Here is a 12,559-nt window from a genome sequence, read left to right as displayed (position 1 = left end):
GCCGATGAGCATTACGTTCATTGGCTCTTTCTTTAATGGTGTCGGACTATCCGCGCTACTTCGGTAGCTTGCTCCTATCCCTCACGCAAATGATAATAGCACGTAAAAATTAATCAGATATTTTTGAATAATTTTTAAAATATAAATCTACATTTGGATCCTACAAACTAAACTAAACCCAAATCATGAAAACACGCTTTATTTTAATGCTATTATTAATGTTACCATTTTTTGCTTCTGCGCAATTCAACAACCAAGCTAGAGCCATGCACCAGCAAATGAACAATCAGAATCAAAAATGGGCAACTGAGCGTAGAACATCGGATCAGCAATGGCAAATGAGAAATATGATGTCACAGACAAATAAAATTCAGACTGCTGAAAGCAAATTAGCCAAAGAGGAAAAAAATAAAAAGAAGCTAGAAGAGAAAACGGAGAAATTAAATGCTGATTTAAAAACAAATCAAGATAAATTGGCTACTCTTAAAAACAATAATAATCCTGAGCTTCAAAAAGACATCGAAAAATCTGAAAAGAAAATAACAAAGTCTGAAGAAAAACGAAACAAAAGCAGAACGAAACTAGAATCAAGTTCTAAAAAAGTAGACGACTTAAAAAAACAAGTAGAAACTGCTAAGTCAGAAAAAGAAGAACTAGCCAAAAAAGAAGAAGAAGAAAAAAGGGCTAGAGAAGAAGAGAAAAAAAAGAAACAAACAGAAAAAGAACAACAAAAGAAAGCTTCTAAAAATTAAACCAAATCTTTTAACATAATAAACCCTCGCTGAAATGTGAGGGTTTATCTTTTTACAACCAGGAAGTAATTCCTAGATAATATTTATATATTAGCTATGAAACATTATTAGAATAAAAAAATACTTTAAAATCAAATCAGGAATTAGTTGACGATATCAACTTAATGGACTTGAATATTTTAAAACCTCAACCACTTATAATGTAAATAAACCTGATTAGATTAAAAATATGATTGAAAAAGTTTTATGTGAGCAACATGGATCAAAAGATATGTCTTTTGCCTGTATTCATCTTGCAATGGCAATAGACAAAAAAGAAAAAGTTGGCTTTTTTTATTCCGAAGCAGAAGAAGACCTACCTCAAATTGCTTGGTGCGGATTATGCGAACAATGGCTATTGGATAATGGTGAAGAATGGAATGAAGCATTTGAAACTCTAGCCGATTTTAAGATATTATGCTCCGATTGTTATGACGAAGCCAAAGAAATTCAGTTCGAAACTGATAAAATATAAACAAACATGATTTCTACTAAAGACTTTAAATTATTACCCGATAAAAAATCATTACAGCATATCTGCAAAGCAATTTCTGTATTAGATGCTATTATTTGTCAAGAATGGGAATATCGCTATTACTTATACAACTCTAAATGGGCAGAAGATGAAGAGTACTTCGGCATGAGAGATGGATCTGGCGATTTAATGGATATTCTTTTTCTTGAAAATCATTGCGTAATTAGTGGTTTTGCACACGAATTTCAATATAATCAAAAAAGTGATTTGACTAAGAATCTGCCTGAAATTTATAATCAATTTATTTTTGATGAACCAGTTGTCACAAACGGCACAACATTTTGTTTATGGACAAATGAAACCGAAAATTGGGAAGTTGGAGAGGTTAAAGATTTCAATGATAATTCAGAAGATTTACTCGCTATTTTTGATGGAAATCCACAAACATACATCGATTGGGCAAGCGAGTATTTTGAAGAAACAGGAATTCCGTTAAAAACCGTAACCGAAATCTATGAAGGTAAGGTCTTAACCAAAGAAATGGTTTTGTCTATTGTAGATGAAATTGAAGATTGGGAATTACTAGAAGAAGATTTAAAAGAAATAAATTACGAATACGATTTTAAATAGACTAACAGCAATGAAACGCATTTTTCTGCTTTATATATTTCTCTTTATAAACTGTACGTTATTTGCACAAAGCAAAGAAGATACATGGACTGCCTTTTGGGATAAAGACACCACACATACCGGATATAAAGATAAAAACGGTATGATTAAAATCGAACCTAAATTTATGGGGATGACAATTGCCAATAAATTTGATGATATCATTGTTGTAACCGAAGAAGAAAATCAAAGCTGGAAAAGCTATTACCTAACAAAATCAGGCAAAATAGTTGGTCGAGATAGTTTGTACATATTCGATAATGGTCCTGATTGCGAGAATGAAGGTTTTATCAGATTTAGAGATCACAAAACGGATAAAATGGGAATGTTTAATCGTGATGGTAAAATTGTAGTTCCTGCCGAATACAGCAACTTAACCAAAGCTATAAACGGAATGATTATAGCGCTAAAAGGAGCAGAAAAAGCAATGGCACCAGGAACTGATGGTCATTTTAGCTGGGCTGGTGGAGACGACAATCTTATTGACATCAATAATAAAATCCTGATTGAGAACTTTGTGTCTAATGATGAGCTGAATTTTTATTCCGTAGAAAAATCTAAAGAACCTAGCAAAGACCCAACAAGAGATAGTTTTCTTGGTGTGGATGGACAATATTATTCGTTTATAAATTATGACAAAGAGTTTACATTATGGTTAAAAAACAGTTTACTATCCGATTTATCCAAAGACAATTTACTAAAACATTCCTATGAAGAAATCTTTTATTGGAAAGAACCAATTGGCTGGATAAATGAACCAAAAACTACATTCATTAATAAAAACTATAAACTCATAAAAGATAAATTACTGGAACTTAATAATCCTACTTGTGATTACTTTGTTACAACCAATGGGTTGAATCAATTTATCTACGAAGCAGACAAATACGATCAGTACTTTAATAATTGTAATGAATCTAAAGATTGGAAATACCCAATAAAGAGTATTATTATTACTCACCGTGATAAAAAAGATTCCACGCAAGATCATTTTGATTTTTTAAGAACCGAAAATGGATATCAGTTAATAAGTGTTTCGATACGTAAAGGAAAACTTAAATAGTTTTTAGATTATTGGATTTTTAGAATCCTTCTCAAAAAACAAATTATGACAAAAGAAGATTTTAAAATCAGTTTAAAAAAAGCCCTTGATGGCCTTATTGATTTTACGCAGGAAATGGTAACAAACAAATTACCGCATGTTTATAAATTCATAATTAAAACCAATTGCTCATACGATGGAAATGAATTAGAAGACGATGAAGAAATTTATCCTGATGATAAAATTAATGAGTCAAGTTCAATTAATCCCGCGACAGAATTAACAGTAATTGATTATTTATGGCGAAATGATAAAGTTCCGCAATGGATTAATGTTCAAATTAGTAGTTGTGATTCTAATTTTAGTTACATAACATTAGAATGCTGCGGAAGATTTTCAGCTTTATTAAATCACAAAGATGGTCCTTTTCGTGGTTTGGGACCTAATATTCCCTATCGTTATATTGACCAAGATTCAGGAGAACTTCTTGTAAAAGTAGATTTAAATAAAATTAATAAATCTTAAAGCTATGTGGTACGACAACTATACTTTTTTCGATAAACAAAAAGGATTTACAGAAACAAACTCAGCACAGATCTGGAATAAAGAACTTCCTGATAAGTTTTTCTTACCAATTGAATTACAAGAATTATTACAGCACTCTAATGGAGGCGGAATAATAAATGGTGACCGCGAATTTGGTTATTTCTCTTTATACGAAATAAGCGACTTTTATATTGAATATCAATTTGATAAATACACACCTCTCTTTATGCCTATTGCTTTTAACGGTGGTGGAATATTTTATGCCTACGACTTTAGGAATCCGACAAACATTAATCTTGTAGCTGTAAGTGCAGGTGTTTTGGAATACGAAAGTTCTATTATTATTGGAAAGACATTAAAAGAAGTACTTAGCAAAACAATTAATATTGAAGATGAACTAGATATTCTTTATCCTAAAATAGAACTTACTGAAGATGAAAAACAAGTAATTGAACTTCATAAACAACTTAACGAGTTGAATACTAACAGAAATAACATTACACCAAAAGATTATTTATTGACAAAACGAACACTTGAAAATAAAATTAAAGAATTAGGTCTTAAAACAAAATAAATATGACCACAATAAAAAACTATCAGGAGGTTGTCAAAAAATCGAGAATCTATGTTGACTTTAATGAAATGATTGACTTTGATTTGGTATTATTATCTCAAAAAGATAAAAAATTAAATTCCGTAGGAGTTGAAGTTGAATTGAGAGAAGGAATGGAAATTGCTATTTATATGGATGATGAACAACCAAATGGTTTTAAAGACAATTTAATTGCAAGTGGAATCGTAGAGAGAAATCATTCTAATTTATTTGAAATTGCGAAATGGTGCTGCCGAATTGATGAAAACGGAATTCAACATGAAAGCGATGAAATCGAAAAGAAATTAAAATCTAAAGATGCTACTATAGTTATAAATACATTACTAGAAACAACTTTCCATAACCAAAACTGGGAATGGGTTCAGGATTTATGCATCGAATTACTCGAAAATAAAAATCCTGATATAAGTGGCTTGGCTGTTACCTGTCTCGGACATATTGCCAGAATACATAGAGTTATAGATAAAGAAAAAGTTCTAAAAGCATTTGAAAGCAGAAAAGACGATGAAGCTATTAACGGAAGAATAGAAGATGCAATTGAAGATATTAATGTGTTTGTAACTGGTAAAAAATAAAACAATATTCAACGAATTCTTCTTTTCACTAAAATACAAAAGCTAACTTTGTAAAAACGTGAATTATGAAAAACTTTTTATTTTTAGGGATTGCCATTATATTTGAAATCATTGCAACTTCGGCATTAAAAAAATCAGAACAGTTTACTCAACTTCTCCCAAGCATAATAACATTTATCGGATATGCAGGTGCATTTTACTTCCTGAGTTTTGCTATAAGAACAATTCCTGTTGGAGTTGCATATGCTATTTGGTCTGGAGTTGGAATTGTATTGATTACCATTATTGGGGCTGTATTTTTTAAACAAATTCCCGATTTACCCGCAATAATCGGATTGGCATTAATTATAATAGGTGTTATTGTTATCAATGTTTTTTCTAAAACTGCATCACATTAGATTAAAAAATAAACTATCAAAAAGCATAAAAATTTAAGATGCTTTAGTTTTACAAATTCCTTTTTATTCGAAAAACCGCATCGCATCCATCTTAAACATCTTCCAATGAACTTAAGAAAAGCTACTATTTCTGACCTAAAAGAAATGCAGGAATTATATATAGAAACTATTAAACATGTTTGTAAAGATGATTATACGCCATTTCAAATTAATGTTTGGATTTCAGGAGCTAAAAATACGGAGCGCTGGATTGACGTAATCAATACACAATTTGTTTTACTAGCTATTATACAAGATAAAATAACAGGTTTTGGAACTTTGAAAAATGGAGATTATATTGACTTTTTTTATATTCATAAAGATTTTCAGCGACAAGGAATAGCCAACAGACTCTTAACTGAATTAGAGTTTGAAGCAAAAAAACAGCATTCAAAAGTCATATCATCTGATGTAAGTATAACCGCCAAACCATTCTTTGAGAAAAAAAGATTTATTGTAAAAGCCGAACAACGAAACATAAGATTAGGCGTTGAACTTATCAATTACAAAATGGAGAAGCAATTATAACACTAAAAGTCTAACGGAGTAAATCTCTCGCAAAGTCGCAGAGACGCAAATTTTTAAATCAATCTTTGTCGACGTACTTTACGCCCTTCGACTTCGCTCAGGATGACAATATTGCAGAAAACTTTGCGTCTCTGCGGCTTTGCGAGCAAAAAACATAGCGTGCTTTGCGTAAATCTTAGCGCTCTTTGCGGTAAAAAAACAGCAAGTTTCGGATTTTATGCCCGCAAAACCCTGCCGATATTTGCTTTATAAAATTGGATGAAAAATGAAGACTCAGGAAAACATTAATTATAATCGCATTGCCGATGCAATAGATTATATCAAAGCTAACTTTAAGCAACAACCCAACTTAGATGAGGTTGCCGAAAAAGTACATTTAAGCCCGTTTCACTTCCAGCGTTTGTTTACCGAATGGGCTGGAACAAGTCCGAAGAAATTCTTGCAATATATAAGTGTCGAACACGCCAAGAAAATCCTTAAAGAAAACAATCATGCCACTTTATTTGATGCCGCTTTTGATACGGGACTTTCAGGTACAAGTCGTTTGCATGATCTATTTGTAAATATTGAAGGAATGTCTCCTGCCGAATATAAAAATGGAGGCAAAAAATTAATGGTTAATTTCAGTTTTGCCGAAAGTCCGTTTGGGAATATTATTGTTGCTTCGACTAGTAAAGGGATTTGCTTTATGGCTTTCGCCGAAGATGAAGAATCTGGATTTGAAGACTTAAAACACAAATTCCCCAATGCAACATTTACTCGAAAACTAGATTTAACTCAACAAAATGCTTTATTTATTTTTCAGAATGACTGGAGTAAATTATCCGAAATAAAACTACACTTAAAAGGTACTGATTTTCAATTAAAAGTGTGGGAAACATTACTTAAGATTCCAATGGGCCAACTTTCTACATATGGTTCGATTGCCCAACAAATAGAAAAACCAAATGCTTCTCGTGCCGTAGGAACCGCCATTGGTAGTAACCCAGTAGCTTTCCTTATTCCGTGTCACCGCGTTATTCAATCATCAGGAACCTTTGGCGGCTATATGTGGGGAAATACCCGAAAAACAGCAATTATTGGTTGGGAAGGTTCACAGGTAAATCCAATAATATAAAATTACACATCGTATTTCTGTAAAGAATCTTGTAGACAATCTTTGCGTAGATACACTGCGGAGTACCTCTACAATAAAAAATACGCAGATATTATGATGAATCAATTTTAAATTACATCTAAACTTATTTATGCAAAACATACAATCAAAAATTGCTTCTCTTAATTGGGAAAGCATCACCGAATCTATGCACGAAAGCGGATTCGCAATTATTCCCAATGTGATTAATAACGAACAATGTGAAGATTTGAAATTCGATTATGATAATCCTAATTTATATCGAAAAACAGTTGTAATGGAACGCTATCGTTTTGGTTTGGGCGAATACAAATATTTTAATTACCCGTTGCCTGATTTAATCCAAACGATTCGTTCGACTATTTATACTAAACTTGTTCCAATTGCAAATGCATGGATGAAAGCGTTGAATATAAACACTGTTTTTCCTGAAACTCATGAGAAATTACTCGAACAATGTCACGCAAACAATCAATTAAAAGCAACTGTCTTAATTTTAAAATACGGTAAAAGCGGTTTTAATACCTTGCATCAGGATTTGTATGGAGATGTTTATTTTCCGATACAGATTGTACTTTTTCTAAATGAACCCGACGAAGATTTTACTGGTGGTGAATTTGTATTAACGCAACAAACACCTAGAGCACAATCAAAAGCCATTGTCCTGAAACCTAAAAAAGGTGACATCCTGGTTTTTACCACCAATTTTAGACCTGTAAAAGGTTCAAAAGGTTATTACCGTGTTAATATGAAACATGGTGTTAGCGAAATTCATTCTGGTGAAAGATATACGTTGGGGATTATCTTTCATGATGCGTTAAATTAAGGTACAAAGCCCTCAGAGGTTTCAATATACAGTATATCTATAGAGACGCACTGCGGTTCATCTCTACAATACAAATAAAACAATGATTTATCACATTGAAATTTCAGATTCAGATCTCCGAAATAAGATTAAAAATGCGGAAATTTGCTTTGGTGGAAACCGAAAACTAAAAATTTACGGAACATTAAAATGTGCTTCTGGCAAAAGAATGAAACGTGAGAATCGAGCTTTCTTTTTAACCGAAAATGAAGCTAAACAAAATGGTTTTAGACCTTGTGGACATTGCATGAAAACCGAATATCAAAACTGGAAAAATGGACTTATTTAATCCTCAAACTAACGAAACAACCAATCTGCTTCCTAAAGATGGAACTGTAAATTATTACGGAAAATTATTTTCCAGAGAAGATTCGAACCATTATCGAGATATATTGCTCAATACTATCGAATGGAGAAATGACGAAGCAATTATCTTTGGGAAATTAATAATTACGAAACGTAAAGTAGCTTGGTATGGCGATTCTCCTTTTGAATACACTTATTCTAACACTACAAAAAAAGCACTTCCATGGACAAAAGAATTACTCCAATTAAAAACTGTTATTGAAGAAAAAACTGGAGAAACTTTTAATTCTTGTTTGCTTAATTTATATCATTCCGGCGACGAAGGAATGGCGTGGCACAGTGATGCCGAAAAAGATTTGAAAAAGAATGGTGCTATTGCTTCGGTAAGTTTTGGTGCGGAACGAAAATTTGCTTTCAAACATAAAGATACTAAAGAAACAATTTCTTTAATTTTAGAACACGGTAGTTTATTGGTCATGAAAGACACTACTCAAACCCATTGGTTGCACCGATTACCACCAACAAAAACAACATCTAAGCCTAGAGTAAACTTGACTTTTAGAACTATTGTTGAGTAAAATAAAAAATTAAAACTATCAAGAGGTTATGATTTATAATAATCCGCATTTTTTATAAATATCTAATATTACCGATTCTTTACCTAAAAGATAATTATCTATATCGTTTGGAAATTTTTTGGCCATTTCAATTTTTATCTGGCTATATCTATCCCTTTCATCTGCATGTGTACGCAGATAATTCCGAAAAGTAACATGGCGTTTTAATTCCTTGGATTCTTTATTACATACATACAAATGATGCTCCATAAGATGTTCCTTATTTTTATAACTAAAGGCTTCTCGACCCGTGATACCTAAATCACCCACATGCTCGTAATCAATCTCTTTCAGCTTTTGCGTAACTATCGAAAACAAATCATTTTCGACTACAATATCTATATCTATAATTGGTTTTGCATGTAAACCCTCTACCGAAGTACTACCAACATGTTCAATTGACAATACCTCGTCCTTTATAGCGACAAGTAATTCTCCTTCGATTCTTTTAAATTCACTCACCCAATTAGGATTGTACGGGACAACAATTATATTCCAATTTTCAGCGCCAATCATATAGCTATTTTTCACAAATATAATAATTGATTAGTAACGCATCTTGGGTAAAACATTATAATAGAAAACAAACAATGCTTCTTCTAACATTTCGGTTAGAACTTTTGCAAGATCAACAATTGTCCAACCTTCTAGTCTCTATTTATTAAGAACAGAATAAAAAACTTTAAGCTGGTTGTCATGGATATTATCAATACTTTAAACAAAAAAAGCCATCCGACGCGTCGGATAGCTTTTTTAGGGATATTTAAGAGTGTTATTTTAAATAAAATTCAATGTTCTTTCCAGAGCCATTCCTCTGGAACCTTTAATAAGCATAGTTGTCTCATTAAAAGTTAGAGTACCTAAATAAGCTACAAAAGTATCAAATGAATCAAAAAAATGTAAATTATGCTTTTCCATTTTATGCTTATAGAAAGAAGGCCCGATGAAATAGCAAATTGCCTTATTTTCATCTAAAAGTGACGTTACAATAGCTTTATGCTCCTGTTCACTTTCGGAACCAAGCTCAAACATATCTCCCAAAATCATAACTTTATTTTGCTTCTCTAATTGAATAAAATTTTCGATAGCAACAGCCATACTACTTGGATTTGCATTATATGCATCCAAAATAATTTCGTTTGTACCTTTTATCAATAATTGAGAACGATTGTTTTCAGGAATATAACTTTCTAAAGCTTCTTTTATAGCTAAGTCTTCTATCTTAAAGTATTTTCCAATTGCAAGCGCAGCACTTATATTATTAGCATTATATAGTCCTATTAAATGCGAAGTAATAGTTTGGTCACCAAAACCTAAAACAACAAAAGGATTTGCTGTAATAGTATCTATAACAACATCGGCATCAGTTTTTTTATATCCAAATGTAAAATTCTTAATAGCAGTGGTTTTCTCTACCTGAATTGGGTCTTCAAGGTTAACAAAAGCAATTTTATTGTACATAGAAAGATACTTATACAACTCGCTTTTTCCTTCAATAACGCCTTCTATTCCTCCAAATCCTTCAAGGTGAGCTTTACCAAAATTAGTCACATATCCAAAATCAGGCTGAGCCAATTCACATAAAAAAGCTATCTCTTTTTTATGGTTCGCTCCCATTTCTACAATACCAATTTCAGTGTCTTTTGTAAACGACAACAAGGTTAAGGGAACACCAATATGATTATTTAGATTTCCAATTGTAGCTTTGGTTTTGTACTTTTTAGAAAGCACAACATTTATTAACTCTTTGGTTGTTGTTTTACCATTACTTCCTGTTAAGGCAATAATAGGTAATTGCAAATAAGCTCGGTGAAATTTTGCTAATTCCTGCAATGCGGTCAAACTATTCTCAACCAAAATTGTTCTTTGATCAATAAAGTAAGAAGCATTATCGATAATTACAAATAAGGCTCCTTTTTGCAAGGCCTCTTCTGCGAATGTATTTGCATCAAAATTCTCTCCTTTTATAGCAAAAAACATTGAATTTAACTCTATTTTACGGGTGTCAGTCGAAACTGACTGACATTGTAAAAATAAATTATGAATGTGAGCAATATCCATTTTAAAATAGATTTAAAACAATAAAAGCCCTAATCAAAGGGCTTTTATTACTATTATTAAATTTCTTAATTTCTAGGTGATTTTCTTTTTTCAGATTTTGGTCCTACTCTTGACATTGCACATCTGAAACCAATGTAATCAGTTGCCATATCTTGAGGGAAATATCTTCTTTGAGCTGGATCTAACCAATATGCTCTATCTCTCCAAGAACCACCTTTGTAAACTCTTACGTTATCATTTACCAAAGTTGTTCTTTTGCTTGACTTATCATATTTTCTAACCATGTTACCTAAACTATCTGTTGTTACATTATGTTTAGGAGAATTATACATAGCTTGTTTTGCTTTCTCTGCAGCAGTTTCCTCTCCAGATCCTCCAAAATCATAATACTTAGTCGATTGTTTATCCCCATCTCTATAATTGATGTTATCACTTGTAGAGAAGTTTTGTCTTAAATAAGTTTCTTGCTCATCAACTGGCACTTGCGCAATATCTCCAGGGAAATTTCTTGCTACAATTTTACCATTACTTAATGTATCGTATTTAATAGTTTCTTTAGTAACGATTTCTACTTTACCATCTTTACCAATTTTATTTTTAGCATAAAGATTTCCTCTAAAGTAGTTAAAGTCATTTGCTTCATTATCAATAAGAGGTCTGTAAACATCGGCAACCCATTCGGCTACGTTTCCAGCCATATCATACAATCCAAAATCATTTGCAGGATATTTTTTAACTTCGTTTGTAATATCTGCACCGTCATCAGACCATCCAGCTATACCTCCGTAATCACCATTTCCTTGTTTAAAGTTAGCCAATTGATCTCCTCTTGTTGCTCTTTTTGCAGAACGAGTATAATCTCCAGACCAAGGATATTTCTTTTGTCCTTTATAGATATTGTATTCTCTTTGTCCAACATCTGCAGCAGCAGCATATTCCCACTCTGCCTCAGTTGGTAATCTATATTCAGGTAAGATAATTCCAGAAGAACGTTGTGCATAAACATTTTTAGGCTCTTCTGCAGTTTCTCCTTTTTTAGCTCTTTTTACTTTTTTACCTTCTTTTAAAACAATTTCCTCATTTCCTCCAAATGTAGATGTAGGCGCGATTAAATATGTTTCTGTATTAAAGTTACTTTCAGCACTAACATCATTTGTTTTAGCACCTTTTTTAAGATATCTATTTTTTTCAAGAATAGCTTCGTTTACACGATTTGTTCTCCATTTACTAAACTCAACTGCTTGAATCCAGTTTACACCAACTACAGGATAGTTTGCGTATGCAGGATGTCTTAAGTAGTTATTAGTCATTGTTTCATTATAACCTAAACGGTTTCTCCAAACTAAAGTATCTGGTGAAGCTCCTTCGTATATATGTTTGTAATTTTCTTCTGTTGGTGGAAATACTTTTTTCAACCACTCAAGGTATTCTAAGTACATCATATTAGTCACCTCAGTCTCATCCATATAAAAAGACTGCACGTGTTGTTGTGTTGGCGTATTGTTCCAATCATGCATAACATCATCCTGAACCTTACCCATGGTAAATGTTCCTCCTTCTACAAAAACTAGTCCTGGGCCTGCTTGTTGTTTTTTGTTAGAAACATTTTGTGCTGTTCCATTAATACTATTAACGTCCCAACCCGTAGCTCTTGATGCACTCGAACTAGATTTTTTACTACAGCTAGCCATTCCCAGAACCAATGTCATAGATAACATTAACTGTAAGGCCATAATTTTGTTTACTTTCATACTCTTTAGTAGGTAATAATTTAGGTGCTGCAATATAATAATTAAAATTAATTTGCAACATCAATTATAAAAACAATTATAAATATTTCATGTACCTGATTTTTGTCAAATCATCTCACATTACTCGAACGCAAAAATATACTTTTTA

16 protein-coding genes are annotated in these 12,559 nt (G+C 32.1%); 13 read left to right on the top strand and 3 right to left on the bottom strand.

Features of this window, described 5'->3' with window-relative positions; genetic code table 11:
- Positions 1-185: 185 nt before the first annotated feature.
- The 13 genes from OIU80_RS17055 (at position 186) to OIU80_RS16995 (ending at position 8,560) form a co-directional block, all read left to right on the top strand.
- Positions 186-752, top strand: coding sequence for a hypothetical protein (locus tag OIU80_RS17055; protein WP_264288190.1), 567 nt, complete (start codon positions 186-188; stop codon positions 750-752).
- Between the two features lie 229 nt (positions 753-981).
- A complete protein-coding gene (locus tag OIU80_RS17050; protein ID WP_264288189.1) occupies positions 982-1,266 on the top strand; it encodes a hypothetical protein in 285 nt (94 codons plus the stop codon).
- Positions 1,267-1,272: 6 nt separating this feature from the next.
- Positions 1,273-1,896, top strand: coding sequence for a hypothetical protein (locus OIU80_RS17045; protein ID WP_195737790.1), 624 nt, complete (start codon positions 1,273-1,275; stop codon positions 1,894-1,896).
- 10 nt (positions 1,897-1,906) lie between these two features.
- Positions 1,907-2,998 (top strand): WG repeat-containing protein, encoded by a 1,092-nt coding sequence (locus OIU80_RS17040; protein ID WP_264288188.1) that lies wholly within the window; start codon positions 1,907-1,909, stop codon positions 2,996-2,998.
- Positions 2,999-3,043: 45 nt separating this feature from the next.
- Positions 3,044-3,502 (top strand): hypothetical protein, encoded by a 459-nt coding sequence (locus OIU80_RS17035; RefSeq protein ID WP_264288187.1) that lies wholly within the window; start codon positions 3,044-3,046, stop codon positions 3,500-3,502.
- A 4-nt stretch (positions 3,503-3,506) separates the two neighbouring features.
- Entirely contained in the window at positions 3,507-4,097 is a 591-nt protein-coding gene (locus tag OIU80_RS17030; protein WP_264288186.1) for an SMI1/KNR4 family protein, read from the top strand.
- Between the two features lie 2 nt (positions 4,098-4,099).
- Positions 4,100-4,711, top strand: a complete 612-nt coding sequence (locus OIU80_RS17025) for a hypothetical protein (protein ID WP_264288185.1) — start codon at positions 4,100-4,102, stop codon at positions 4,709-4,711.
- A gap of 65 nt (positions 4,712-4,776) precedes the next feature.
- On the top strand, positions 4,777-5,109 hold the full coding sequence (locus OIU80_RS17020; RefSeq protein ID WP_264288184.1) for a DMT family transporter: 333 nt from the start codon (positions 4,777-4,779) through the stop codon (positions 5,107-5,109).
- Between the two features lie 105 nt (positions 5,110-5,214).
- A complete protein-coding gene (locus OIU80_RS17015) occupies positions 5,215-5,676 on the top strand; it encodes a GNAT family N-acetyltransferase (RefSeq protein ID WP_264288183.1) in 462 nt (153 codons plus the stop codon).
- A gap of 265 nt (positions 5,677-5,941) precedes the next feature.
- Entirely contained in the window at positions 5,942-6,793 is an 852-nt protein-coding gene (locus OIU80_RS17010; RefSeq protein ID WP_264288182.1) for a bifunctional helix-turn-helix domain-containing protein/methylated-DNA--[protein]-cysteine S-methyltransferase, read from the top strand.
- A 130-nt stretch (positions 6,794-6,923) separates the two neighbouring features.
- Positions 6,924-7,637 (top strand): 2OG-Fe(II) oxygenase, encoded by a 714-nt coding sequence (locus tag OIU80_RS17005; protein WP_264288181.1) that lies wholly within the window; start codon positions 6,924-6,926, stop codon positions 7,635-7,637.
- Between the two features lie 82 nt (positions 7,638-7,719).
- Positions 7,720-7,965 (top strand): Ada metal-binding domain-containing protein, encoded by a 246-nt coding sequence (locus OIU80_RS17000; protein WP_264288180.1) that lies wholly within the window; start codon positions 7,720-7,722, stop codon positions 7,963-7,965.
- The gene (locus OIU80_RS16995; protein WP_264288179.1) at positions 7,952-8,560 is read left to right on the top strand and encodes an alpha-ketoglutarate-dependent dioxygenase AlkB family protein; all 609 of its coding nucleotides are present in this window, start codon (positions 7,952-7,954) and stop codon (positions 8,558-8,560) included. The genes OIU80_RS17000 and OIU80_RS16995 overlap by 14 nt, the downstream gene beginning before the upstream one ends.
- Before the next feature lie 33 nt (positions 8,561-8,593).
- Here OIU80_RS16995 and OIU80_RS16990 read toward each other — a convergent pair whose 3' ends face one another.
- The 3 genes from OIU80_RS16990 to gldJ form a co-directional block, all read right to left on the bottom strand.
- Positions 8,594-9,115 carry a GrpB family protein gene (locus OIU80_RS16990; protein ID WP_264288178.1) on the bottom strand — a complete coding sequence of 174 codons (522 nt, stop codon included), beginning with the start codon at positions 9,113-9,115 and terminating at the stop codon, positions 8,594-8,596.
- Positions 9,116-9,376: 261 nt separating this feature from the next.
- A complete protein-coding gene (locus OIU80_RS16985) occupies positions 9,377-10,660 on the bottom strand; it encodes a UDP-N-acetylmuramoyl-tripeptide--D-alanyl-D-alanine ligase (RefSeq protein WP_264288177.1) in 1,284 nt (427 codons plus the stop codon).
- Positions 10,661-10,725: 65 nt separating this feature from the next.
- A complete protein-coding gene (gldJ, locus tag OIU80_RS16980) occupies positions 10,726-12,411 on the bottom strand; it encodes a gliding motility lipoprotein GldJ (RefSeq protein ID WP_264288176.1) in 1,686 nt (561 codons plus the stop codon).
- Between the last annotated feature and the right edge of the window lie 148 nt (positions 12,412-12,559).

The sequence above is a fragment of the Flavobacterium frigoritolerans genome (assembly GCF_025847275.1).
Lineage (GTDB): Bacteria > Bacteroidota > Bacteroidia > Flavobacteriales > Flavobacteriaceae > Flavobacterium > Flavobacterium frigoritolerans.
Note: the sequence above shows the minus strand (reverse complement) of the source record. Positions and strands in the feature narration are given on the sequence as shown.

Bases quoted from the DNA above. Each gene is read 5' to 3' on its own strand.
- OIU80_RS16985 (WP_264288177.1), bottom strand. From the start codon at position 10,660: ATGGATATTGCTCACATTCATAATTTATTTTTACAATGTCAGTCAGTT.
- OIU80_RS17025 (WP_264288185.1), top strand. From the start codon at position 4,100: ATGACCACAATAAAAAACTATCAGGAGGTTGTCAAAAAATCGAGAATC.
- gldJ (WP_264288176.1), bottom strand. From the start codon at position 12,411: ATGAAAGTAAACAAAATTATGGCCTTACAGTTAATGTTATCTATGACA.
- OIU80_RS17035 (WP_264288187.1), top strand. From the start codon at position 3,044: ATGACAAAAGAAGATTTTAAAATCAGTTTAAAAAAAGCCCTTGATGGC.
- OIU80_RS17045 (WP_195737790.1), top strand. From the start codon at position 1,273: ATGATTTCTACTAAAGACTTTAAATTATTACCCGATAAAAAATCATTA.
- OIU80_RS17005 (WP_264288181.1), top strand. From the start codon at position 6,924: ATGCAAAACATACAATCAAAAATTGCTTCTCTTAATTGGGAAAGCATC.
- OIU80_RS17055 (WP_264288190.1), top strand. From the start codon at position 186: ATGAAAACACGCTTTATTTTAATGCTATTATTAATGTTACCATTTTTT.
- OIU80_RS17020 (WP_264288184.1), top strand. From the start codon at position 4,777: ATGAAAAACTTTTTATTTTTAGGGATTGCCATTATATTTGAAATCATT.
- OIU80_RS17040 (WP_264288188.1), top strand. From the start codon at position 1,907: ATGAAACGCATTTTTCTGCTTTATATATTTCTCTTTATAAACTGTACG.
- OIU80_RS17030 (WP_264288186.1), top strand. From the start codon at position 3,507: ATGTGGTACGACAACTATACTTTTTTCGATAAACAAAAAGGATTTACA.
- OIU80_RS17010 (WP_264288182.1), top strand. From the start codon at position 5,942: ATGAAGACTCAGGAAAACATTAATTATAATCGCATTGCCGATGCAATA.
- OIU80_RS17050 (WP_264288189.1), top strand. From the start codon at position 982: ATGATTGAAAAAGTTTTATGTGAGCAACATGGATCAAAAGATATGTCT.
- OIU80_RS16990 (WP_264288178.1), bottom strand. From the start codon at position 9,115: ATGATTGGCGCTGAAAATTGGAATATAATTGTTGTCCCGTACAATCCT.
- OIU80_RS17000 (WP_264288180.1), top strand. From the start codon at position 7,720: ATGATTTATCACATTGAAATTTCAGATTCAGATCTCCGAAATAAGATT.
- OIU80_RS16995 (WP_264288179.1), top strand. From the start codon at position 7,952: ATGGACTTATTTAATCCTCAAACTAACGAAACAACCAATCTGCTTCCT.
- OIU80_RS17015 (WP_264288183.1), top strand. From the start codon at position 5,215: ATGAACTTAAGAAAAGCTACTATTTCTGACCTAAAAGAAATGCAGGAA.